At 72.4% G+C, this 21,927-nt stretch carries 17 protein-coding genes and 1 rRNA gene; 5 read left to right on the plus strand and 13 right to left on the minus strand.

Translation table 11 applies throughout. The annotated features are described in order from the left end of the window. Positions 1 to 135: 135 nt before the first annotated feature. Together ACFXI4_RS30030 and ACFXI4_RS30035 are read right to left on the minus strand one after the other, a co-directional pair. Positions 136 to 762, minus strand: coding sequence for an NUDIX domain-containing protein (locus ACFXI4_RS30030; RefSeq protein ID WP_384996825.1), 627 nt, complete (start codon positions 760 to 762; stop codon positions 136 to 138). Positions 763 to 845: 83 nt separating this feature from the next. Continuing rightward, the gene (locus tag ACFXI4_RS30035) at positions 846 to 2,516 is read right to left on the minus strand and encodes a CTP synthase (protein ID WP_362726072.1); all 1,671 of its coding nucleotides are present in this window, start codon (positions 2,514 to 2,516) and stop codon (positions 846 to 848) included. Positions 2,517 to 3,020: 504 nt separating this feature from the next. Here ACFXI4_RS30035 and ACFXI4_RS30040 point away from each other — a divergent pair. The 3 genes from ACFXI4_RS30040 to ACFXI4_RS30050 all read left to right on the plus strand — a co-directional run bounded on the left by ACFXI4_RS30040 (position 3,021) and on the right by ACFXI4_RS30050 (position 8,038). Further along, positions 3,021 to 4,823, plus strand: coding sequence for a glycoside hydrolase family 15 protein (locus ACFXI4_RS30040; protein WP_362726075.1), 1,803 nt, complete (start codon positions 3,021 to 3,023; stop codon positions 4,821 to 4,823). Positions 4,824 to 4,971: 148 nt separating this feature from the next. Then, positions 4,972 to 6,354 (plus strand): FAD-binding oxidoreductase, encoded by a 1,383-nt coding sequence (locus ACFXI4_RS30045; RefSeq protein ID WP_384996827.1) that lies wholly within the window; start codon positions 4,972 to 4,974, stop codon positions 6,352 to 6,354. Positions 6,355 to 6,397: 43 nt separating this feature from the next. Beyond that, the gene (locus ACFXI4_RS30050; RefSeq protein WP_384996829.1) at positions 6,398 to 8,038 is read left to right on the plus strand and encodes a PucR family transcriptional regulator; all 1,641 of its coding nucleotides are present in this window, start codon (positions 6,398 to 6,400) and stop codon (positions 8,036 to 8,038) included. A gap of 3 nt (positions 8,039 to 8,041) precedes the next feature. Here ACFXI4_RS30050 and ACFXI4_RS30055 read toward each other — a convergent pair whose 3' ends face one another. The 5 genes from ACFXI4_RS30055 to ACFXI4_RS30075 form a co-directional block, all read right to left on the minus strand. Beyond that, positions 8,042 to 9,175, minus strand: a complete 1,134-nt coding sequence (locus ACFXI4_RS30055) for a glycosyltransferase family 4 protein (protein WP_384996831.1) — start codon at positions 9,173 to 9,175, stop codon at positions 8,042 to 8,044. 262 nt (positions 9,176 to 9,437) lie between these two features. After that, the gene (recN, locus tag ACFXI4_RS30060; protein WP_384996856.1) at positions 9,438 to 11,156 is read right to left on the minus strand and encodes a DNA repair protein RecN; all 1,719 of its coding nucleotides are present in this window, start codon (positions 11,154 to 11,156) and stop codon (positions 9,438 to 9,440) included. Positions 11,157 to 11,445: 289 nt separating this feature from the next. Further along, a complete protein-coding gene (locus ACFXI4_RS30065; RefSeq protein ID WP_384996833.1) occupies positions 11,446 to 12,351 on the minus strand; it encodes an NAD kinase in 906 nt (301 codons plus the stop codon). Continuing rightward, positions 12,348 to 13,163, minus strand: a complete 816-nt coding sequence (locus ACFXI4_RS30070) for a TlyA family RNA methyltransferase (RefSeq protein WP_384996835.1) — start codon at positions 13,161 to 13,163, stop codon at positions 12,348 to 12,350. Before ACFXI4_RS30070 ends, ACFXI4_RS30065 begins: the two co-directional genes overlap by 4 nt. Positions 13,164 to 13,170: 7 nt before the next feature. Further along, positions 13,171 to 13,500, minus strand: a complete 330-nt coding sequence (locus ACFXI4_RS30075) for a hypothetical protein (protein WP_384996837.1) — start codon at positions 13,498 to 13,500, stop codon at positions 13,171 to 13,173. A gap of 42 nt (positions 13,501 to 13,542) precedes the next feature. Here ACFXI4_RS30075 and ACFXI4_RS30080 point away from each other — a divergent pair, with 42 nt between their 5' ends. Then, complete coding sequence (locus ACFXI4_RS30080) at positions 13,543 to 13,890, plus strand: sterol-binding protein (RefSeq protein WP_384996839.1); 348 nt, start codon at positions 13,543 to 13,545, stop codon at positions 13,888 to 13,890. Here the strand turns inward: ACFXI4_RS30080 and ACFXI4_RS30085 are convergent. The 4 genes from ACFXI4_RS30085 to ACFXI4_RS30100 form a co-directional block, all read right to left on the minus strand. After that, complete coding sequence (locus ACFXI4_RS30085) at positions 13,874 to 14,740, minus strand: ABC transporter ATP-binding protein (RefSeq protein ID WP_384996841.1); 867 nt, start codon at positions 14,738 to 14,740, stop codon at positions 13,874 to 13,876. The two genes, ACFXI4_RS30080 and ACFXI4_RS30085, sit on opposite strands and share 17 nt — an antisense overlap. Then, positions 14,737 to 15,804, minus strand: coding sequence for a FecCD family ABC transporter permease (locus tag ACFXI4_RS30090; protein ID WP_384996858.1), 1,068 nt, complete (start codon positions 15,802 to 15,804; stop codon positions 14,737 to 14,739). Before ACFXI4_RS30090 ends, ACFXI4_RS30085 begins: the two co-directional genes overlap by 4 nt. Before the next feature lie 26 nt (positions 15,805 to 15,830). After that, positions 15,831 to 16,874: a FecCD family ABC transporter permease gene (locus ACFXI4_RS30095; protein WP_384996843.1), complete on the minus strand. Its 1,044-nt coding sequence runs from the start codon at positions 16,872 to 16,874 to the stop codon at positions 15,831 to 15,833. 132 nt (positions 16,875 to 17,006) lie between these two features. Next, entirely contained in the window at positions 17,007 to 18,035 is a 1,029-nt protein-coding gene (locus ACFXI4_RS30100; RefSeq protein ID WP_384996845.1) for an HAD-IIA family hydrolase, read from the minus strand. 84 nt (positions 18,036 to 18,119) lie between these two features. On the opposite strand from ACFXI4_RS30100, the gene ACFXI4_RS30105 reads away from it, so the two are divergent. Next, positions 18,120 to 19,403: a DUF1015 domain-containing protein gene (locus ACFXI4_RS30105; protein WP_384996847.1), complete on the plus strand. Its 1,284-nt coding sequence runs from the start codon at positions 18,120 to 18,122 to the stop codon at positions 19,401 to 19,403. A gap of 75 nt (positions 19,404 to 19,478) precedes the next feature. On the opposite strand, the gene ACFXI4_RS30110 is transcribed toward ACFXI4_RS30105, so the two are convergent. Further along, a complete protein-coding gene (locus ACFXI4_RS30110) occupies positions 19,479 to 20,303 on the minus strand; it encodes a tetratricopeptide repeat protein (RefSeq protein WP_384996860.1) in 825 nt (274 codons plus the stop codon). Between the two features lie 1,331 nt (positions 20,304 to 21,634). Next, a 5S ribosomal RNA gene (rrf, locus tag ACFXI4_RS30115) occupies positions 21,635 to 21,751 on the minus strand. Between the last annotated feature and the right edge of the window lie 176 nt (positions 21,752 to 21,927).

A 21,927-nucleotide genomic window follows, 5' to 3' on the forward strand; every position in this document is an offset into this window, starting at 1 on the left:
GGACTCCGGTTCGGGCCTTTCGGCTCAATCGCGTCGAGCCTAGTTCACGTGCACGGACGTTCCGGGCGGAGCGCGGCGGGGACATCGCCCGATCGGATCAGGCGATGGTCACACCACTACGCCCGAAGGGTGGGCTCAGGACGCGAAGGGGCGGGCCGGCCAGGGCGCGTCCGCCGGGCGCAGCGCGTCGACGCCGTCGCCGGTGCGGGCGGCGACCAGCGAGAGGACACCCGTCACCAGGCAGTTGTTGTGCACGTCGCCGGCGAGCACCAGGCGCACGAGTTCGTCGACCGGCACGCGGGCGTACTCCAGGTCGATCTCCTCGTGCTCGGTCTCGAAGCGCTCTCCCTCGGCCTCGGACAGGTCACGGGCGAGGAAGATCCGTACCGCCTCGTCGCATCCGCCGGGAGTCGTGTAGAGGTCGGTGAGCACCCGCCACTCCCCCGCCTTGACGTGCGCCTCCTCGTACAGCTCACGCTGGGCCGCGTGCAGCGGGTTCTCGCCAGGGACGTCGAGCAGCCCGGCCGGGATCTCCCAGAGCTTCTGCCGGACCGGGTGCCGGTACTGGCGGATGAGCAGCACCCGGTCCTCCTCGTCCAGGGCGAGGACGGCGACCGAGCCGGGGTGGACCTGGTAGTCACGGCGGACCACCGACCCGTCGGGCATGACCACCTCGTCCGTGCGCACGGAGGTCTTGTTGCCCACGAAGGGGGTCTCCGTCGCCCGGATCTCCCACTCCTCGGGGGTGTCCTTGATGGTCATGCCGTGCCGCCTTCCACGTGCGGAGAAGAAAACCGGGGCGCGCCTTTGAAGGGATGCGCCCCGGCCACCGTACAACTGGTGTGTTACTTCGAATTCTCCTGCTCGGCGGCGCCCTGCTGACGGGCGACCGCCGCCTTCACCAGGCCTGCGAAGAGCGGGTGCGGGCGGGTCGGGCGGGACCGCAGCTCCGGGTGCGCCTGGGTGGCGACCAGGTAGGGGTGGACGTCACGCGGGTACTCGACGTACTCGACGAGCTTGCCGTCCGGGGAGGTGCCGGAGAACTGGATGCCGGCCTTCTTCTCCAGCTCCGCGCGGTAGGCGTTGTTCACCTCGTAGCGGTGCCGGTGGCGTTCCTCGACGTACTCCTTGCCGTCGTACACCTCGCGCACGATCGAGCCCTCGGCCAGCTTGGCCGGGTACATGCCCAGTCGCATGGTGCCGCCCATGTCGCCCTCGCCGGCGACGATGTCCAGCTGCTCGGCCATGGTGGAGATGACCGGGTGGCCGGTGGCGGAGTCGAACTCGGTGGAGTTGGCGTCCGGGATGTCGGCCAGGTTGCGCGCGGCCTCGATCACGATGCACTGCAGGCCCAGGCAGAGGCCGAGCAGCGGGATCCGGTTCTCGCGGGCGAACCTGATGGCGCCGACCTTGCCGAGCACACCGCGGTCGCCGAAGCCGCCCGGGATGCAGATGCCGTCGACGTCACCGAGCTGCGCGGCCGCCCCGGCCGGGGTCCTGCAGTCGTCCGACGTCACCCACTTGATCTTCACGCGGGCCTTGTTGGCGAAGCCGCCCGCGCGCAGCGCCTCGGTGACCGAGAGGTAGGCGTCGGGCAGGTCGATGTACTTGCCGACCAGCGCGAGGGTGATCTCGTGGTCGGGGTTGTGGACGCGGTCGAGCAGGTCGTCCCAGGTCCGCCAGTCCACGTCCCGGAACGGCAGGTCCAGCTTGCGGACGACATAGGCGTCCAGGCCCTCGCCGTGCACGGTCTTCGGGATGTCGTAGATCGAGCGGGCGTCGGGGCAGGCGACCACGGCGGCCTCGTCGACGTCGCACATCAGCGAGATCTTGCGCTTGATGGCGGTGGGCACCTCGCGGTCGCAGCGCAGGACGATCGCGTCCGGCTGGATACCGATGTTCCGCAGGGCGGCCACGGAGTGCTGGGTGGGCTTGGTCTTCAGCTCTCCGGACGGGCCGATGTACGGAAGGAGCGAGATGTGCACCACGAAGACGTTGTCCCGGCCGACCTCGTGGCGGACCTGGCGGACCGTCTCCAGGAACGGCAGCGACTCGATGTCGCCGACCGTGCCGCCGACCTCGGTGATGACCACGTCCACCTCGTCGGTGGCCATCCGCCGGATGCGGTGCTTGATCTCGTTGGTGATGTGCGGGATGACCTGGACCGTGTCGCCCAGGTACTCGCCGCGCCGCTCCTTGGCGATCACCGTCGAGTAGACCTGACCCGTGGTGACGTTGGCGGAGCCGTCCAGGTCACGGTCGAGGAAACGCTCGTAGTGGCCGATGTCCAGGTCGGTCTCGGCACCGTCGTTGGTGACGAACACCTCACCGTGCTGGAAGGGGTTCATCGTGCCCGGGTCGACGTTCAGGTAGGGGTCGAGCTTCTGCATCACCACACGCAGGCCGCGGGCCTTGAGCAGCATGCCCAGGCTGGAGGCGGTGAGGCCCTTGCCGAGCGAGGAGGCGACACCCCCGGTGACGAAGATGTGCTTGGTCGTCGTGGATTTCGGCGGCATGGCCAAGAGGGTGCTCCCGTGGTCGCGGTCTGTCATGCGGTCCGGCACCGGATTTCCGGGGGTGCCGTCGCTGCGGTTCGGGGGTTTCGGGCCCACCGGTCCACGGGCTACCAGGGTATCAGCGCCGCGGAGAGATGGCTTACGGCCACGCTCCGTACACACATCGGTACGGACGTGGTGCCTGCTTACCGGGTTTTCACTCAGGGCTCACCCATTCGGCCCACGCGGGTTGCCCGGAGCGGCACGCAGATCATCTACGTGCGTCGTATCCTGCTCGGACACTCGCTGCCGAGCCGGCCGGAAAACACGGCACACCCCCGCCCGTCACCCCCGGAACACGAGAGCTCGGCAGTTCGTTGAGCTATGACTGTCGTTTTGCCTCAGGGCGCGGCGGGCTGCTTTGCTTCACCGCTTAACGACGCACAACAACAACCCCCCTTGACCGCACTAGCGACAGCCCCCTTCTGCCTGGGGGGTGACGTGGCCGTTCGACTGGAGTTGCACGTGGCCGGGCGCATCGAAGACTACGCACTCATCGGAGACATGCAGACCGCGGCATTGGTCTGCCGGGACGGCACGGTGGACTGGCTGTGCCTGCCCCGCTTCGACTCGCATGCCATCTTCGCCGGTCTGCTCGGCACCGAGGAACACGGCTTCTGGCGGCTCGGCCCGGCCCACGCGGCCGACTCCGAACCGCCGACCGCGGCCCGCCGTACCTACCGAGGCGACTCGCTGATCCTGGAGTCGGAGTGGGACACCCCGCGCGGCACGGTCCGGGTCACCGACTTCATGCCCCCGCGTGACGGCGCGCCCCAGCTGATCCGGATCGTGGAGGGCGTCACCGGCCGGGTGCCGATGCGCTCGGTGCTGCGGATGCGGTTCTCCTACGGCCGGGTCGTCCCCTGGGTGCACAAGCACGAGGGCCGTACGGTCGCCGTCGCCGGACCCGACTCCGTGTGGTTCGACACCTCGGCGGAGACCTACGGCAAGGCGCTCACCACCTACGCCGACTTCACCGTCGCCCCGGGCGACCGGATCGCGTTCACCATCTCGTGGGAGCCCTCGCACAAGGAGCCGCCGGCGCTGCCGGAGCCCGAGCAGTCGCTGGAGGCGACCGAGGAGTTCTGGCGCGAGTGGGTCGAGCACTGTACGTACCACGGCCCGTACCGCGAGGCGGTGGTCCGCTCCCTGATCACGCTGAAGGCGCTGACCTACGCCCCCACCGGCGGCATCGTCGCCGCGCCCACCACCTCCCTGCCGGAGGACATCGGCGGCGTCCGCAACTGGGACTACCGCTACACCTGGCTGCGCGACGCGGCCATCACGCTCTCCTCGCTGCTGCGCACCGGATACCGCGAGGAGGCCCGTGCCTGGCGCGAGTGGCTGCTGCGCGCGGTAGCCGGCGACCCGGAGAACCTGCAGATCATGTACGGCATCGCGGGCGAGCGCGAACTGGGCGAGGCGGAGCTCGACTGGCTGCCCGGCTACGAGCACTCCGCTCCGGTCCGGGTCGGCAACGGCGCGGCGCACCAGCTCCAGCTGGACGTCTACGGCGAGGTCACCGAGGCCCTGCACCTGGCCCACATGACCGGCCTCGCGCGCAACGACTACGCCTCCCTCCTCCAGCTGAAGCTCATCCGCTACCTGGAGGACCACTGGGACGAGCCGGACGAGGGCATCTGGGAGGTGCGCGGCCCGCGCCGGCACTTCGTCCACTCCAAGGTGATGGCCTGGGTCGCGGTGGACCGCACCATCAAGCTGATCGAGTCCGGGGACGCGGACGGCCCGCTGGAGCGCTGGAAGGAACTGCGCGACGACATCCACCGGGACGTCTGCGAGAAGGGCTACGACAAGGAGCGGAACACGTTCACGCAGTCGTACGGCTCCCAGGAGCTGGACGCGTCGCTGCTGCTGATCCCCCAGATGGGTTTCCTGCCGCCGGACGACAAGCGGGTGATCGGCACCATCGAGGCGATCCAGCGCGAGCTGTCCACGTCGGACGGTTTCATCCTGCGCTACCCGACCTCGGGCGGCGAGGAGGGCGTGGACGGCCTTCCCGGTGACGAGGGGGCATTCCTGGCCTGCTCGTTCTGGATGGCCGACGACCTCGCGATGATCGGCCGCGTCGACGAGGCCCGCAAGCTGTTCGAGAAGCTGCTCGCGCTGCGCAACGACCTCGGGCTGCTGGCCGAGGAGTGGGATCCGCGGCTGCAGCGGCAGGTGGGGAACTTCCCGCAGGCGTTCAGCCATGTGCCGCTGATCGACACCGCGCTGCGGCTCACGGCGTCCGGGGCGTACGGAGGGTAGGGAGCGGTCGTTCTTCGGCCGCGGGTGCGTGGCGGCTGGTCGCGCCCGCGCGGCGGCAGCCGCGTGTCCGACGCTTACCCGCGCCTCTTCGGGGCGCTCTGCCTAGGCTGGTCGGGAGAGACTCCTCCTTTTTCGGAAGGGGACTGCCATGGCTTCCCCGTCCAAGGCGGGTACGGCGCTCGCCGCGCTGCGTGAGGATCTGGCCGGTGCGGTGTTCGCGCCGGGGGACGTCGGGTACGACGACGCCCGTGCCGTCTTCAACTCCATGATCGACCGGCGGCCCGCCGTCATCGCCCAGTGCGCGGACGACGCCGACGTGGTCCGTGCGGTGCGGTTCGGCCGGGAGCTCGACCTCTCGATCGCGGTGCGGGGCGGCGGTCACAGCGTCGCGGGTTCGGCGAGCGGCGACGGCGCGCTCGTGGTGGACCTGCGCCGGATGCACGCGGTGGCCGTCGACCCGGCCGGGCGGGCGGTACGCGTGCAGGGCGGCGCCACGATGAGCGATCTGGACGGGACGGCCGAGCCGTACGGCCTCGCCACCACCGGCGGGCGGGCATCCACCACCGGGGTCGGCGGTTTCGTGCTGGGCGGCGGCACGGGCTGGCTGGACCGCGCTTTCGGTCTGGCCGTCGACAACCTGCTCGGCGTCGAGCTGGTCACCGCCGACGGCGAGCGCGTGCACGCCAACGCCGACGAGAACCCGGAGCTGTTCTGGGCCCTGCACGGCGGCGGCGGGAACTTCGGCGTCGCCACCGCCCTCACCCTCGAACTGCACGAGCTGCCGGCGTTCTCGGTCGCGGTGCTGGTGTATCCGCCGCAGTCCGGCCCGGACGTGGTGCGCACCTTCCGCGAGGTGATCCGCACCGGTCCCGACGAGGCGGCCGGCGCGGTGCAGTACCTCACCGGCCCGCCGCTGCCGTTCGTACCGGAGCACCTGGTGGGCAGTCCGGTGTGCGTCGCGCTGGTGACCTACGCGGGCGGCGAGGAGGACCTGCGGAAGGTCGTCGAGCCGTTGCTGGCGCTGCCGCACGAGGCCGAGGTGGTCGGCCCGATGCCGTACACCCAGGCCCAGTCCATGCTCGACTTCCCGGCGGGGCAGCGGAACTACTGGTCGGCCGAGTATCTGGACGAGCTGCCCGACGGGGCGGTGGACGCCTACTGCGCCTGCGCGGAGGGCATGCCGGTGCCGACCGGCACCCAGCACGTGCTGTTCCCGCAGGGCGGGGCGATCGCGGCCGGTCCGGCCGAGTACCCGGTGCCGTACCGGGGCGCGTCCTGGGCCGTGCACCCCTTCGGCATGTGGGCGGAGCCCGCTGACGACGAACGGGCCATCGCCTGGGTGCGGGACGTCCGGACCGCCGTGGGGCCCTGGTCCACCGGCGCGGTCTATCTCAACTTCATCGGGGACGAGGGCCCCGACCGGGTGCGGGCCGGCCTCGGCGCGGCGAACTCGCTGCGGCTCGGCAAGGTGAAGCGGACGTGGGACCCCGACAACGTCTTCCGCTTCAACCACAACATCGAACCGCTCTAGCGGAAGGTGCCGGGAAGGCGTTCGCCCAGGTAGCGTCCGCTCCATGGACAGCGGTACGGGCAGCGGATTCGACACCCGGGGCGGGATCACCGTGCAGCGGGCGCTGGAGCTGCCCGGGCTGCGCAGCGGGCTTCCGGAGATCCTGGCGGGCGCCGACCGGCTGGGCCGGACCGTGCGCTGGGTGCACGCCGGCGAGGTGCCCAACATCGCCTCGCTGCTGAAGGGCGGCGAACTCCTGCTCACCACCGGATACGGGCTGGGCACCCGGCCGCACGACCAGCGGGCGTTCGTGCGCACGCTCGCCGAGCGGGGCATCGCCGCCCTGGTGGTGGAGCTGGGCCCGCGGTTCTCCCGGCTGCCCGCCACCCTCGTCGACACCGCCCGGACGATGGGGCTGCCGCTGGTCGTGCTGCACCGCGAGGTGCCCTTCGTGACGGTGACGGAGGAGATCCACACCGAGATCGTCAACCACCACTACACGCTCCTGCAGCGCGCCGAGGAGATGCACCGGCGCTGTACCGAGGCCCTGCTGGGCGGCGGCGGGGTCCCCCAGGTCCTCGCGATCCTGGCCGGGTTCAGCGGCAACCCGGTGTTCCTGGAGACCACCGACGGCCAGCTGCTGTACGCCGCCGGATCGGGGCCCGAGGGCGCTGATCCGCTCCAGGTGTGGGAAGGGCTGCGCGGCCAGCACAAGCACGCGCCGCCGCCGACCGGTTCGGTCCTGGTGGACGTGCCGGGCGGCGGGCCGGGGAGCGGCTCGGTGCGGGCCCGGCTGGTACTGCTGCCGGTCCTCGGGCAGCTCACCCCGGTGCACCGGATCGCCGCCGAACGGGCCGCCGGCATCCTGGCCGTCGTCCTGATGCAGGCCCGTCAGGAGGAGGAGCTGGCGGCCCGCGGCCGCGGCGACTTCCTGACCGACCTCGCCGAGGGCCGCATCAGCGCGGCGGACGCCCCGGCCCAGGCCCGCGTCCTCGGCTTCAAGCCCGGCGCCGGCCCGCTGCTGCCGGTGGTCATGCGGGTCGGCGACTCCCTGTCCCCGGGCGGCGGCTGGGCGGTGCTGGCCCGGGCGGTCGGCGAGGAGCTGGCGGCCGTGGGCGTGCCCGTGCTCCTTGGCGTACGGCCGGTGGAGGGCCGGGTGCCGCTCCTGCTGGGCCTGCGCGCGGAGGCGGAGCGGACGACGGTCGCGGACCGGGTCGCGGCGGCGCTGCGCGCGGGCGTGGAGCGCGCCGGGATGCGGCGCCCCGGGTCCGCTCCCCCGGTCGTGGTGGTCGGGGTGGCCGGCGGCTGGGCGGCCGCCTCGGCGGGGCTGCGGCACGCGGCCGAGACCGCGACGGCGGCCCAGGGCCTCTCCGACCGCCCCTGGTACGACGCCCGCCGCCTCGACATCGACCTCCTTCTGTGGCGGCTGCGCGACCACCCGGACCTGGCGGCCTTCGTGGACCGGGCGATCGGACCGCTCCGCGACCACGACAACCGCTCCAGGCCGCCCCTGCTGCCCACCTTGGAGACCTACCTGGCACACGCCGGCCGCAAGGCGGAGACGGCCCGCGAACTCCACCTCAACCGGCAGACCCTCTACAACCGCCTCGCCCGCATCGGCGAGTTGCTCGGCACCGACCTCGACGACCCCCAGGTGGTACTGGCGTTGAGCCTCGCCCTGCGGGCCCGCCGGCACGTCCTGTGACCGCTACAGCGGCCGGGGCTGGGTCAACTCGTCGTACACACTGAGCACTTGGGTGACCGTCTCGTCCTCCGTGGGCCAGCTCGCCGCCTGCCGGGCACCCTTCTCGCGCAGTTCCTCGCAGCGTCCGGGGTCGCCGAGCAGGCGTAGCACGGTGTCGGCGAGGGCGATCGCGTCGCCGTAGGGCACGAGTTCGGCCGCGTCGCCGACCAGGTCGGGGATCCCGCCCACGGCGGTCGCGACGAGCGGCACGCGCGCGTGCAGGGCCTCCTGGGCGAGCACCGAACGCGACTCCCAACTGCTGGGCAGCAGGGCCAGATCGGCGGCGGCGAGCAGGTCGCCGACGTCGTCGCGACGGCCGATGAGCCGGACGGGCAGCTCCTCGGTCTCGATCCGCCGCTGCAACACCGTACGCAGCGGGCCCTCCCCCGCGATGACGAGCAGCGGTACCGGATCGAGCCGGCGCCAGGCACGCGCCGCGTCCAGCAGGACGTCATAGCCGCGGTGCCGGTCGAGGGAGCCCACGGCGATGAGCAACGGCCGTCCCATGGCTCCGAGTTCGGCGCGCACCTTGGGCCGCAGCCGGTCCGCCTCCTCCTGTTCGCCGGGGCTTCGCAGACCGGGCAGTGTCACGGCGGCGAGCCGCGCGTCCCGGGCGCCGGTGCGGCGGGCCCGGTCCACCAGGTCGGAGGTCGTGCCGAGCACCACGGCGGCGGTTCGCACCACCCGCCGTTCCAGCATCCGCAGCAGCTGCGCCCGGGCGCCCTCGGCCTCCGCCCGGCTGTGCCAGGTGACGATGAGCGGGGTACGGCGGCCGCTGAGCGCCAGCACGGCACGGAAGGACGCGTGCAGACCGTGGGCGTGCACCAGGTCGGCTTCGGTGCAGGCGGCCCGCAGCGCCGCCACCGACCCCGGGTCACTGCTGCGCGGTACGTGGACGTGGTCGGCGCCGACACCCGAGAAGTCATAGGCGCGATCGGCCTCGACGGGGGCGCACACCGTGACCCGCACGCCCCGTGCGACAAGACCGGCGGCGAGCGAACGCACGTGCGCACTGCTGCCGGCGTTGCCACCGCCCAGCACCTGCACGGTGCGCAGCGGCGACTGACCGTGCGATGCGTTGCTGCTCACGGGGCTCACGCAGCCGGGCTCCTGTGTTCGGCGTCGGGGCGGTCACGAGGGTACGTGGAGACGGTATCGGGCCGCGGGGGGCACTGCGGGGCTCCGGGAAGGGGCATACCGGGGCGGGGCGGGACACGCGCCGGAGTGTGTCACCCGTGAGAGTGACAGTACGGCAAACCGGGCGAGCGACGGTCCGGGCGCGCGCAGGACCGGGCGGGCGCGTTGTCGCGTCCGCCCGGCGGCGCCGGCGTCCGTCGGCCCGCGCCCCCGCCGTGACGCGTCAGGCGTCCGCTCTCGCGGTGGCGAGCAGTTCCTCCGCGTGGGCCCGGGCGGTCTCCGAGTCCTCCTGGCCGGCCAGCATCCGGGAGAGTTCCCGGACCCGCTCCTCGCCCTCCAGGACCTTCACGCCCGAGCGCGTGACCGAGCCGTCGTTCGTCTTCTCGACCAGCAACTGCCGGTCGGCGAAGGCGGCGACCTGCGGGAGATGCGTGACCACGACCACCTGCGCCGACTTGGCGAGCTTCGCCAGGCGGCGTCCGATCTCGACCGCCGCCTTGCCGCCGACGCCCGCGTCGACCTCGTCGAAGAGGTAGGTGGGGACCGGGTCGGTGCCCGCGAAGACGACCTCCACCGCGAGCATCACACGGGACAGCTCACCGCCGGAGGCGCCCTTGGCGATCGGGCGGGGCGGGGCGCCGGGGTGCGGGGCGAGGAGCAGTTCGACCTCGTCGGCGCCCGAGGGGCCGTACGCGACCGCACGCCCGCCGACCTCCACGCCCTCCGGGTCCTCGGTCTGGCGGATCTCGAAGGACACCCGTGCGTGCGGCATCGCCAGGGAGCCCAGCTCGGCGGTGACGGCGGCCGCGAAACGCTCGGCGGCCCCCGTGCGCGCGTCGGTCAACGCCTGGGCGAGCCCGCCCAGTTCCGCGCGCAGGGCATCGCGCTCGGCGGTCAGCTCGTCGATCCGCTCGTCGTCGCCGTCGAGTTCGGTCAGCCGTGCGGCGCCCCGCTCGGCCCACGCCAGCACCGCGTCGACGCTCTCGCCGTACTTCCGGGTGAGCGCGGTGAGCGCGGCGCGGCGCTCCTCCACGGCCGCGAGCCGCAGCGGGTCGGCGTCGAGGTCGTCGGCGTAGCCTGCCAGCTCGCCCGCCACGTCTCCCAGCAGGATCCCGACCTCGCCGATGCGGTCGGCGAGCGCGGCCAGCGCCGGATCGTGCGACCTCACGGCCTCCAGCGCACGGTGGGCGCCCGCCACCAGGGTGCCGGCGTCGATCCCCTCAGGGTCCTCGGGGTTGCCCGCGAGCGCGGAGTGCGCTGCGGTCGCGGCCGAGGACAGCGCCTCGGCGTGTCCGAGCCGCTCGGCCTCCTCGGCCAGCTCCAGGTCCTCGCCGGCCCGCGGTTCGACCCCCGCGATCTCGTCGAGCCCGTAGCGCAGCATGTCGGCTTCCTGGGCCCGCTCCCGTGCCCGGGTGACGATCTCCTCCAGCTCCACCACCACGGCCCGCAGCCGCCGGTAGGCCTCGCCGTACTTGGCGAGCGGCACGGTGACCCCGTCGCCCGCGTACCGGTCCAGGGCCTGCCGCTGCCGGGACAGCTTCAGCAGGCCCTGCTGGTCGGTCTGTCCGTGCACGGCCACCAGGTCGTCGGCGAGTTCCGCGAGCAGCCCGACGGGCACGCTCCGGCCGCCCAGGTGCGCCCGGGAGCGGCCCTCGGCGGAAACGGTACGGCTGATCAGCAGCGCCCCGTCGTCCAGCTCCGCACCGGCCTCCTCGGCCCGTAGGACCGCCGAGGCGCCCGGTGGCACGGTGAGCCGCCCCTCGACGACCGCCTTCTCGGAGCCGATCCGCACGAGCGCGGGATCGGCCCGCCCGCCGAGCAGCAGCCCCAGGCTGGTGACCACCATGGTCTTGCCCGCACCGGTCTCACCGGTCACGGCGGTGAACCCCGGTGACAACTCGACGACGGCGTCGTCGATGACACCGAGCGACCGTATCCGCATTTCTTCCAGCACGGAGAAGACCTTACGAGGTAGGGCAGGAGAAGCGCGAGGCACCCTGTCACCCGGGCGAGTGGCGCTGCGCCCCGAAGCGGCGCGGGAGGGCACCGACGCGCGGCCGCCTGGACACCCGGCGAGCCCACCCGCCCAGGGGCGCCGGGCCGTACCGATGCCCGGCCGTCTCACCCCCCGGCGAGCGCACCTGGCCACAGGCGTGGGGAACTGCGCGATCAGCCCCCACGCACCCGCACCCGTACCCGCCTGCGTGCCGGAAACCAGCCCCCACCGACCGCTACTGCGGCGCACCCCGCCAGCCGGACACCGGCAGCGCGAACTTCGCCACCAGCCGGTCCGTGAACGAGGCGTGGTGCAGCCGGGCGAGCCGCACCGGCACCGCGCCCCGCCGCACCTCCACCCGCGCCCCCGGCGGCAGCTCGACGGTCCGCCGCCCGTCACACCACAGCACACCCGGCTGGATGTGCGGCAGCACCTCCACCGCCAGCACCGAGTCCGGCGACGTCACCAGCGGCTTCGCGAACAGCGCGTGCGCGGAGATCGGCACCATCAGCAGCGCCTCCACCTCCGGCCACACCACCGGCCCGCCGGCCGAGAACGCGTACGCCGTGGACCCGGTCGGCGTCGACAGCACGATCCCGTCGCAGCCGAACCCGGTCACCGGCCGCCCGTCGATCTCCAGCACCACTTCGAGGAGCTTCTCGGCGCCCGCCTTCTGCACGGCCGCCTCGTTCAGCGCCCAGTCGGTGTGCACGATGTCCCCGTTGCGGTGCACGACGACGTCGACGGTCATCCGTTCCTCGACCTCGTACGCCCGGCTCACCACCCGGTCGACGACCTTGTCGAGGTCGTCCCGCTCGGCCTCCGCGAGGAAGCCGACGCTGCCGAGGTTGACGCCGAGCATCGGCACCCCCGAGGCCCGGGCGAACTCGGCGCCGCGCAGCAGCGTGCCGTCACCGCCGAGGACGATCAGCAGCTCGCAGCCGTCGAGGCTGTGCGGCGACGCCTCCTCGACGATTTCGACCTCGTCCGGCAGCGGCAGGTCCGCGGCCTCGAAGTCCAGTACCCGTACGCCGACTCCGGCCGCCAGCAGCCCCTTGACCACGAGTTCGGCGCTGCGGATCGCCGCAGGCCGCCCGGTGTGGGCCAGCAGGAAAACAGTACGAGCTCGGTTCTGTGTCAACGCGGCCCCTCCGCCACTGCACGGTCAATGTCGGCCGGGTCCAGTGGGGGTGCCCCGGCCCGCAGCCACAGAAAGTACTCGACATTGCCGGACGGCCCGGGCAGCGGACTGGCGGTGACACCGTTCGCCCCGAGTCCCAGCTCCCACGCCTTGTCGGCAACCCCCCGCACGGCGTCCGCCCGCAGCTGCGGACTCCGTACGACTCCCCCGCTGCCCAGCCGTTCCCTGCCCACCTCGAACTGCGGTTTGACCATCATCACCAGGTCGGCGTCCGGCTTCACACACCGCGCCAGGGCCGGCAGCACCAGCCCGAGCGGGATGAAGGACAGATCACCCACGACAAGATCCACAGGCTCCCCATCGATCGCTTCAAGCGTCAACTCGCGTACGTTCGTACGGTCCTTGACGGTGACGCGTTCATCGCTCCGCAGAGACCACGCGAGTTGGCCGTATCCGACGTCGACGGCGACGACGTGCGCCGCGCCCGCGCGCAGCAGCACGTCGGTGAAGCCCCCGGTGGACGCACCGGCATCCAGCGCCCGCCGCCCCTGGACCGCGAGGCCCCGCGGGACGAACGCGGCCAGCGCCCCCGCCAGCTTGTGGCCGCCCCGGGAGACGTACTCGGGGTCGTTGTCGTCGGACTGCACGACGATGGCCGCGGCGGTCTCCACCTGGGTGGCCGGCTTGGTCGCGAGGGTCTTGCCGACGGTGACCCGCCCGGCGGCGATCAGCTGGCTGGCGTGCTCGCGCGAGCGCGCCAGCTTCCGGCGGACCAGCTCCGCGTCCAGACGGCGGCGTGCGACTCCTGCCACGTTCGGTTCAGCTCCTGCTCTGGTGGTACGACGGTGCGGGCGCCCTGTTGCCGTACGGCGGTGCGGGCGGCGGGGGACTGGGCGGCCCCGGGCGGGCGTCGAGCTCGGTCAGCGCGTCGCGCAGCCCCCGGTGTACATCCTCGTACACCTCCAGGTGCCCGTCCGTGGCGAGGTGGTCGGCGTCGCCCAGCCGGTCGAGCCGCTCGTCGACCTCGGCGTTGCCGGTGGGGGTGCGGGGGACGTTCAGCGGGGCGGGGGCGGCGGGGTCGTACGCGGGCTCGGCCGGTACCGCTTCCGCCGCCTCCGCCGTCCGGCCCTCGGGCACAGAGTCGGTCATGCCCCGACGCTACCTCGAACCGCTGGGGTACCGTCGATCGCGATGGCCACGATCGAGGAGTGCCGCGCCGCACTCGACAAGCTCTCCCACACCATGGGCGGCGCCGAGGGGGACGTCCGTGCGGCCGCCGCCATGGACCGCACCGTCAGCTGCCACATCACCGACCTGGACGTCACCTTCGCGGGCCGGCTCACCGGCGGCCGGATCGAGGTGGAGGAGACGCATCCCGGGCCGCCGCGTCAGAAGGCACAGATCGGGCTGGCCTTGGCCGGCGACGACCTGGTGGCCCTGGTCGACGGCGAGCTGAACTTCGCCGGGGCCTGGGGCTCGGGCCGGGTGAAGCTGGACGCGAACCTGCTGGACCTGTTCCGGCTCAGGAAGCTGCTGTGAGCCGCGCCTTCCGGGCCGCGGGCACCACCAGCGGGGTCCCGGTCTCCGGGTCGTCGATGATCTGACAGCGCAGTCCGAAGACCTCCTCGACCAGCTCCGCGGTGACGACGTCGTTCGGGGCGCCCTCGGCGACCACCTCGCCGCCGCGCAGCGCGATGAGATGGGTGGCGTACCGGGCCGCGTGGTTGAGGTCGTGCAGCACCGCGACCAGCGTCCGGCCCTGCTCCTCGTGCAGCTCGGCACAGAGGTCGAGGACGTCGATCTGGTGCTGGATGTCCAGGTAGGTGGTCGGCTCGTCGAGGAGCAGCAGCGGGGTCTGCTGGGCCAGCGCCATGGCGATCCACACGCGCTGCCGCTGACCGCCGGACAGCTCGTCGACGTACCGGTCGGCGAGCTCGGCGACCCCCGTCTGCGCCATCGCCTCCTGGACGACCCGCTCGTCCTCGGTGGACCACTGGCGCAGCAGTCCCTGGTGCGGGTAGCGGCCGCGGCCGACCAGGTCGCCGACGGTGATGCCGTCGGGCGCGATGGACGACTGGGGCAGCAGTCCGAGGGCGCGGGCGACCTTCTTCGCCGGCACCGACTGGATGACCTGCCCGTCGAGCAGCACCCGGCCCTGGCTGGGCTTGAGCATCCGCGACAGCGCGCGCAGGAGCGTCGACTTGCCGCAGGCGTTGGGGCCCACGATCACCGTGAAGGAGTTGTCGGGAATCTCCACCGACAGCTGCTCGGCGATGACGCGCCGGTCGTAGGCGAGGGTGACGTTCTGGGCGGACAGGCGGTTCACTGTGCTCCTCTTGCTTTCTGGCTGGGGGTTCGCGCTCAGGTCCCGCCCACCGCGGGCGCTCATGTCCGGCCCGCCCTGCGCTCGGTGACGAGGAGCCACAGCAGGTAGACCCCGCCCAGGACTCCGGTGACCACGCCCACGGGCAGCTGGTCGGCGCCGAAGGCACGCTGGGAGGCCCAGTCGGCGGTGACCAGCAGGGTGGCGCCCGTACAGAGGGAGGGCAGCAGGTTGGGGCCGGGCGAGCGGGTGAGGCGGCGGGCGAGCTGCGGGGCGGTGAGCGCCACGAAGCTGACCGGGCCCGCGGCGGCGGTGGCGGCCGCGGTCAGCAGCACCGCCGACACCATCAGCAGCAGCCGTACCCGCTCCACACGCACCCCGAGGGCGTTGGACACGTCGTCGCCCATCTCCGTCATCCGCAGGCCGCGCGCGTTGGCCAGCGACAGCGGGACGAGGACGGCGCACAGCGCGAGCAGCGGCCGGACCTGGCTCCAGTCCCGGCCGTCGAGGGATCCGGTCATCCACACGACCGCGCGGGTCGCGTCGACGAAGTCGGCCTTGGTGAGCAGGTAGCCGTTGACCGCGGTGACGACCGCGGAGACACCGATGCCGACCAGCACCAGCCGGTAGCCGTGCACGCCCCGCTTCCAGGCGAGCAGGTAGATGGCGAGACCGGTCAGCAGACCGCCGACCAGCGCGCCGAACGTGACCTGGGCGGCGCCCCCGGACGTCAGCACGATGACGACGAGCGCGCCGGACGTCGCGCCCTGGGAGAGGCCGAGGACGTCCGGGCTGCCGAGCGGGTTGCGGGAGATGGCCTGGAACAGCGCCCCGCCGAGGCCGAGCGAGGCGCCGACCAGCAGACCGACCAGAACGCGCGGCAGCCGCAGTTCGTTGACGATGAAGTCCTGGCCCGGGGTGCCGTTGCCGGCCAGCGTCTTCACCACGTCGCCGAAGGAGACCGGGAAGTCACCGGTACCGATCAGCACGACACTCGCGGCACACGCGGCCAGCAGCAGCGCCGTCACGACGACGAGCGCGCGCACGTCCGTCCGCAGGGAGAGCCCGCCGGGGATGCGCAGCGTACGCGTGTTCCGCACGGCACTCGTCTCCCCCGCGGTGTTCTTCATGGCGGTGTTCTTCATGGCGGTGTTCTTCACAGCTGGGCCGTCCTGCGCCGTCGTACGAGAAGAATGAAGACCGGCCCGCCGATGATCGCGGTGACGATGCCCACCTGGAGCTCGGAGGGGCGGGCGACGATCCGGCCGACGACATCGGCGCCGAGCAGCAGCACGGGCGACAGGATCGTCGCGTACGGCAGGATCCAGCGCAGGTCGGGGCCGGTGAAGGAGCGCACGACGTGCGGGACCATCAGGCCGACGAAGGCGATCGGGCCGCAGGCCGCGGTGGCCGCGCCGCACAGCACGACGGCGGCCAGCATGGAGAGGGCCCGGGTACGGCCCAGGTTCGCGCCGAGGGCACGGGCGGTGTCGTCGCCCATCGCCACCGCGTTCAGCGGCCGGGCGAGACCGAGCGCGAGCAGGGTGCCGCCCGCCAGGAACGGCAGGACCTGCACGATCGTCGAGTCGTTCGCGGCGGCCAGCGAACCGACCGTCCAGAAACGCCACTTGTTGAGCGCCGCGCCGTCCGTGATCATCACGGCCTGGAGGTAGCCGTAGAGCGCCGCGCTGGTCGCCGTGCCGGCCAGCGCCAGCCGGACCGGGGTGGCGCCCCGGCTGCCGCCCAGGAACCACACCAGCGCGCCCACCGCGGCCGCCCCGAAGAAGGCGAACCACACATAGCCGTTGAGCGTGGTGACACCGAAGTAGGTGATGGCGGTGACGACCGCGGCCGACGCGCCCGCGTTGATGCCGAGCAGCCCGGGATCGGCGAGCGGGTTGCGGGTGAGTGCCTGGAGCACCGCCCCGGACAGGCCCAGGGCGGCACCCGCCAGCAGGCCGAGCGCGGTCCGGGACAGCCGCTCGCCGACGACCACGTCACCGTAGGTCCCCGTGTCGTGGAACAGGCCGTGCCAGACCTGGTCCAGCGGCAGCTCTTTCGCCCCGATCGCGATGCTCGCCAGGGCGACGAGCATCAGGATCACGACGGAGACGAGGAGCCCAAGGGCGCGTATCGCCCGGCGGGTCGGGGGCGCGGGGGCGGTCTCCGCGCGCTGTTCAGGAGGACTGTCGACCAACACCCGGTTAGGTTAGCCTACCCTCTCCAATGCTCTCGATGGCCGGTCCGGGCGAGCGGCGCCCGGTCCCCGTGAGCGGCGGGTGCGCACCGGCGAGCGGCGCGCACCGGTGACCAGCGGGCGAGCACCGTGGACTCAGAGCCCGAGCCGTGCCAGCGCCTTGCCTCCGTCCGCCTCACAGGAGCCGTCCCCGGCCGCCGTCCAGGCGGCCGCGCACAGCGCCCGCAGCCCGTCCAGGGCCTCACCGTCACCCTCCAGCGCCAGCCGGTCCGCCCCTGCCGTGGCCGTCCAGCCGCCGCAACGGAAGCCGTCGCCCGCCGCCGTGACCTTCGGCTGCCCGGTGAGCAGACCCCGCAGATCGGCGTCGACATAGGTCGGCCGGTGCTGCGGCGGCGCGGCGAGCAGCTGCCGCCCGTCGGTGACACCGGTCAGGACGAGCAGCGAGTCGACCCCGCCGTTGAACGCGCCCTCGATGTCGGTGTCCAGCCGGTCCCCGACCACCAACGGCCGCTTCGCCCCCGTCCGCAGGACCGTCTCCCGGTGCATCGGCGGCAGCGGCTTGCCGGCCACCTGCGGCTCGGCACCCGTCGCGATCCGGACGACTTCCACCGCCGCGCCGTTGCCCGGCGCGATCCCGCGCCCGCTGGGAATCGTCAGATCGGTGTTGGACGCGAACCACGGCACCCCGCGCGCGACGGCGTACGACGCCTCGGCGAACCGCGCCCACGTCAGGTCGGGGCCGCCGTACCCCTGCGCGACGGCCGCCGGGTCGTCGTCGGCGGAGTCCACCGGTTCGAGTCCCCGCTCCCGCAGGGCGACCCGCAGCCCCTCCCCGCCGATCACCAGCACCCGCGCCCCCGCCGGCACCTGCTCGCTGATCAGCCGGGAGACCGCCTGCGCCGAGGTGATGACGTCTTCGGCGCCGGTCGGGATGCCCAGCTCCGTGAGGTGCCCGGCCACCGTGTCCGGCGTCCGCAGCGCGTTGTTGGTGACGTAGGCCAGATGCATCCCTTCCTCGCGTGCCGTCGCCAGCGACTCCACCGCGTGCGCGATCGCACTGCCGCCCGCGTACACCACGCCGTCCAGATCGAGCAGCGCCGTGTCATACGCCCTGTTCAGAGCCTGTGCGCTGCCCTCGGGACCAGTCCTGACACTCTGGCTCATTCCCTGTTACTCCTCGTCACTCTTCGTTGCCCCGCCTCTCCCCATCGATCATCCCGCACGCACTGACACACGTACGATGCCGGGATGAACACTGCAGGTCACTCGGAAGCAACGGAGCACCGAGGCCTGGAACTCAACCCGTTCCGAGGCCTCCGCTACGACCCCGACCGGGTCGGCAGCCTCGCCGCCGTCACTTCCCCGCCGTACGACGTCGTCGTACGCCCCGACGGCGTACACCACCTCCAGTCCGCCGACCCGTACAACATCGTCCGCCTGATCCTGCCCCAGGCAGGTACCCCCAGTGCCGGTACTGAACAGGCGGCCGACACGCTGAAGCGGTGGCAGGCCGAGGGCATCCTCACCGCTGACCCCGAACCCGGCCTGTACGTCTACGAGCAGCACGACGGCGACGGCATGCTCCAGCGGGGGGTCATCGGCGCCCTTCGCGTCTCGGAACCCTCGGAGGGCGTGGTCCTGCCGCACGAGGAGGTCATGCCCCCGGTGGTCGCCGACCGCGCGGCCCTGATGCGCGCGACCTCCGCGAACCTCGAACCCCTGCTCCTGACCTACCGGGGCGACGGCGCGACCGCCGAGGTCGTCGAAGCTGCCGCCGACCGCCCCCCGCTCCTCGCCACCACCACGGAGGACGGCTTCCACCACCGCCTCTGGTCGGTCACGGACCCCGGCGAGGTGGCCCGGGTCCAGTCCGACCTGTCCCACCACCAGGCCCTGATCGCCGACGGACACCACCGCTGGGCCACCTACTTGCGTCTACGCGCGGAGCACCCCTCCCCCAGTCCCTGGGACTACGGTCTGGTCCTCCTGGTCGACACCGGCCGCTACCCGCTGCGCGTGCGCGCCATCCACCGCCTGCTGCACGGCCTGTCGGTCCCGGACGCCCTGACGGCCGTACGGGATCATTTCCGGGTCCGGCGACTCGACGTGCCCCTGCCACAGGCGCAGGAGGCGCTCGCCGACGCGGCCCGCACCGGGAACGCGTTCCTGCTGGCCGGTGACGGCACGTTCCACCTCATCGACCGCCCGGACCCGGACCTCCTGGCCCGCACGATCCCCGCCGACCGCCCGGACGCCTGGCGCACCCTCGACGCCACCGTCCTGCACGCCACGCTCCTCGACCACGTCTGGCGCATCCCCGAGGACTCGAACGCGCACATCGCGTACATCCACGACACGGCGGCGACGGTCGCCAAGGCCGAACGCGCCGGCAGTACGGCCGTCCTCCTGCACCCGGTCCGCGAGGAGGTCGTCCGCGACCTGGCCCGCCAGGGCGTGACGATGCCCCGCAAGTCGACGTCCTTCGGCCCGAAGCCGGCATCGGGGCTGGTGCTGCGGGCGCTCGACTCCTGACGCCCGCCAAGAGCGGCTGGGAGTACGACGAAGGGCAGGCCCCGGTCGGGGCCTGCCCTTCGTCTGACGCGGTGATCAGTCCTTGTCGGCCTCGGACTCGGACTTCGAGTCGGCAACCGTCTCCGGCTCGGCCTCGGTCGCGGCCTCGACAGGGGTCTCCTCGGACTCGTCCGCCTCGCCCTCGACCTCGTCGGCGTCCGTCTCGTCGTCCTGGTCCTCGTCGTTCAGGGCGTCGACGAACTCGACCCCGTCCAGCTCGGCCAGTCGGTCGGAGGCGTCCGTGCTGCCGTCCCGGTCGGCCTCCACGGCCTTGGCGAACCACTCCCGTGCCTCGTCCACGCGGCCGGCCGCAAGCAGTGCGTCGGCGTAGGCGTACCGCAGCCGTGCGGTCCACGGCTGTACGGAGCTGGACGCCAGCTCGGGGCTCTGCAGCGTGACGATCGCCGCGTCCAGCTGACCCATGTCACGCCGGGCACCAGCGGCGACCAGGCGCATCTCGACCTGGCCGGCCTTGTCGAGCTTGTGCACCTCGGGCGTGCCGGCCATGTCCAGCGCCTTCTCCGGCCGCCCGAGCCCGCGCTCGCAGTCGGCCATGACCGGCCACAGCTCGACGCTGCCGGTCATCCGCCGCGCGGCCCGGAACTCGGCGAGCGCCTCGCTGTACTTCTGGTTCGCGTACGCGGCGAATCCGGCGGCCTCCCGTACGGCTGCGACACGGGAGGCGAGGCGCAGCGCCACCCTGGAGTAGCCGTACGCGCCCTCGGGGTCCTCGTCGATGAGCCGCGCGACCATCACCAGGTTCTTGGCGACGTCCTCCGCGAGCGTCTTGGGCAGGCTCTGGAGCTCCTGCCGTACGTCCTTGTCGATCTCGTCGCCGGTGACGTCCTCCGGGATCGGCAGCCGCTTGATCGGCTCGCGGTCGCGGTCGCGGTCACGCTCGTCACGGCGTCCGTAACCGCCGCCACGCCGGTCGTCACCACGCCGGTCGTCGCGACGGTCGTCACGGCCGCGGTAACCGCCGCCGCCACCGCGGTTGTCGTCACGGCGGAAGCCGCCACGGTCGTCCCGGCGGTCGTCACGCCGGGGGCCACGTCCTCGGTCGTCGCTGCGGGGACCCCGGAAGCCACCCCGGTTGTCATCGCGCCGGTCGTCGCGGCGCTCGTCACGCCGGTCGTCACCACGTCGGTCGTCACGGCCGCGGTAACCGCCACCGCCACCGCGGTTGTCGTCACGACGGAAGTCGCCGCGCCCGCCGCGGTCGTCGCGGTCATCACGACGGAACGCGGGGCGGTCACCACGGTCGTCCCGTCGGTCGTCACGTCGATCGTCCCGGCGGTCGTCACGGCGGAGGCCGCCACGGTCGTCCCGGCGGTCGTCCCGCTGGAACGCCGGACGGGAGCCGCGGTTGTCGTCACGACGGCCGTACCCACCACCACGGTTGTCATCGCGACGATCGTCACGACGCACGTAGCCGCCACCACCACGGTTGTCGTCACGGCGACCGCCGTAGCCACCGCCGCCCCCGCGATTGTCGTCGCGTCGGTCGTCACGGCCGCGGTAACCGCCACCGCCACCGCGGTTGTCGTCACGACGGAAGTCGCCGCGCCCGCCACGGTCGTCGCGGTCATCACGACGGAACGTCGGACGGTCACCACGGTCGTCCCGGCGGTCGTCACGGCCACGGTAACCGCCACCGCCACCGCGGTTGTCGTCACGACGGAAGCCGCCACGGTCGTCCCGGCGGTCGTCCCGCTGGAACGCCGGACGGGAGCCGCGGTTGTCGTCACGACGGCCGTACCCACCACCACGGTTGTCGTCACGGCGGCTGTCGTCACGGCGATTGTCGTCACGGCGACCGAGGCCACCGCGGTCGTCGCCCCGCCGCTCGTCACCACGGCGGTCGTCCCGACGGCCGTACCCACCACCGCGGTTGTCGTCGCGACGAGCGTAGCCGCCGCCACCGCCACCGCCACGGTTGTCGTCCCGCCGGCCGTAACCGCCGCGGTCTCCACGGTCGTTGCTGCGGTCGTTACCGCGGTCGTTGCGGTCTCCGCGGTACCCGCCACGGTCACCACGGTCACCACTGTCCCGTCGCCGCTGGTCGCGCTCCGGTCGCTCGTCGGGAGAGTTGGTGGACATGGTGACTCCTGTCTTCGGTACCGCAAGCATTGTAAAAACAAAAGGACCCCTGGTCCCAGCTGAACGCTGGTGACCAGGGGTCCTCAAAAATTGTTCGGCGGTGTCCTACTCTCCCACAGGGTCCCCCCTGCAGTACCATCGGCGCTGTGAGGCTTAGCTTCCGGGTTCGAAATGTAACCGGGCGTTTCCCTCACGCTATGACCACCGAAACCCTAATGGTTTCGAGCGAACAAGCACACTTTTTATTTGTGTGTTCAGCTCTAGCCGGCAACGGTCGTTGCCTCAGAACTAACACAGTGGACGCGAGCAACTGAGGACAAGCCCTCGGCCTATTAGTACCGGTCACCTCCACACCTCACGGTGCTTCCAGATCCGGCCTATCAAC

Source organism: Streptomyces sp. NPDC059224 (assembly GCF_042754285.1).
Lineage (GTDB): Bacteria > Actinomycetota > Actinomycetes > Streptomycetales > Streptomycetaceae > Streptomyces.

What these genes read in the sequence shown, in the direction of transcription:
- ACFXI4_RS30045 (WP_384996827.1), top strand. Translation starts at nt 4,972, where the DNA reads ATGGCTTCCCCGTCCAAGGCGGGTACGGCGCTCGCCGCGCTGCGTGAG.
- ACFXI4_RS30050 (WP_384996829.1), top strand. Translation starts at nt 6,398, where the DNA reads ATGGACAGCGGTACGGGCAGCGGATTCGACACCCGGGGCGGGATCACC.
- ACFXI4_RS30090 (WP_384996858.1), bottom strand. Translation starts at nt 15,804, where the DNA reads ATGAAGAACACCGCGGGGGAGACGAGTGCCGTGCGGAACACGCGTACG.
- ACFXI4_RS30085 (WP_384996841.1), bottom strand. Translation starts at nt 14,740, where the DNA reads ATGAGCGCCCGCGGTGGGCGGGACCTGAGCGCGAACCCCCAGCCAGAA.
- ACFXI4_RS30035 (WP_362726072.1), bottom strand. Translation starts at nt 2,516, where the DNA reads ATGCCGCCGAAATCCACGACGACCAAGCACATCTTCGTCACCGGGGGT.
- ACFXI4_RS30030 (WP_384996825.1), bottom strand. Translation starts at nt 762, where the DNA reads ATGACCATCAAGGACACCCCCGAGGAGTGGGAGATCCGGGCGACGGAG.
- ACFXI4_RS30080 (WP_384996839.1), top strand. Translation starts at nt 13,543, where the DNA reads ATGGCCACGATCGAGGAGTGCCGCGCCGCACTCGACAAGCTCTCCCAC.
- ACFXI4_RS30105 (WP_384996847.1), top strand. Translation starts at nt 18,120, where the DNA reads ATGAACACTGCAGGTCACTCGGAAGCAACGGAGCACCGAGGCCTGGAA.
- ACFXI4_RS30100 (WP_384996845.1), bottom strand. Translation starts at nt 18,035, where the DNA reads ATGAGCCAGAGTGTCAGGACTGGTCCCGAGGGCAGCGCACAGGCTCTG.
- ACFXI4_RS30075 (WP_384996837.1), bottom strand. Translation starts at nt 13,500, where the DNA reads ATGACCGACTCTGTGCCCGAGGGCCGGACGGCGGAGGCGGCGGAAGCG.
- recN (WP_384996856.1), bottom strand. Translation starts at nt 11,156, where the DNA reads ATGCGGATACGGTCGCTCGGTGTCATCGACGACGCCGTCGTCGAGTTG.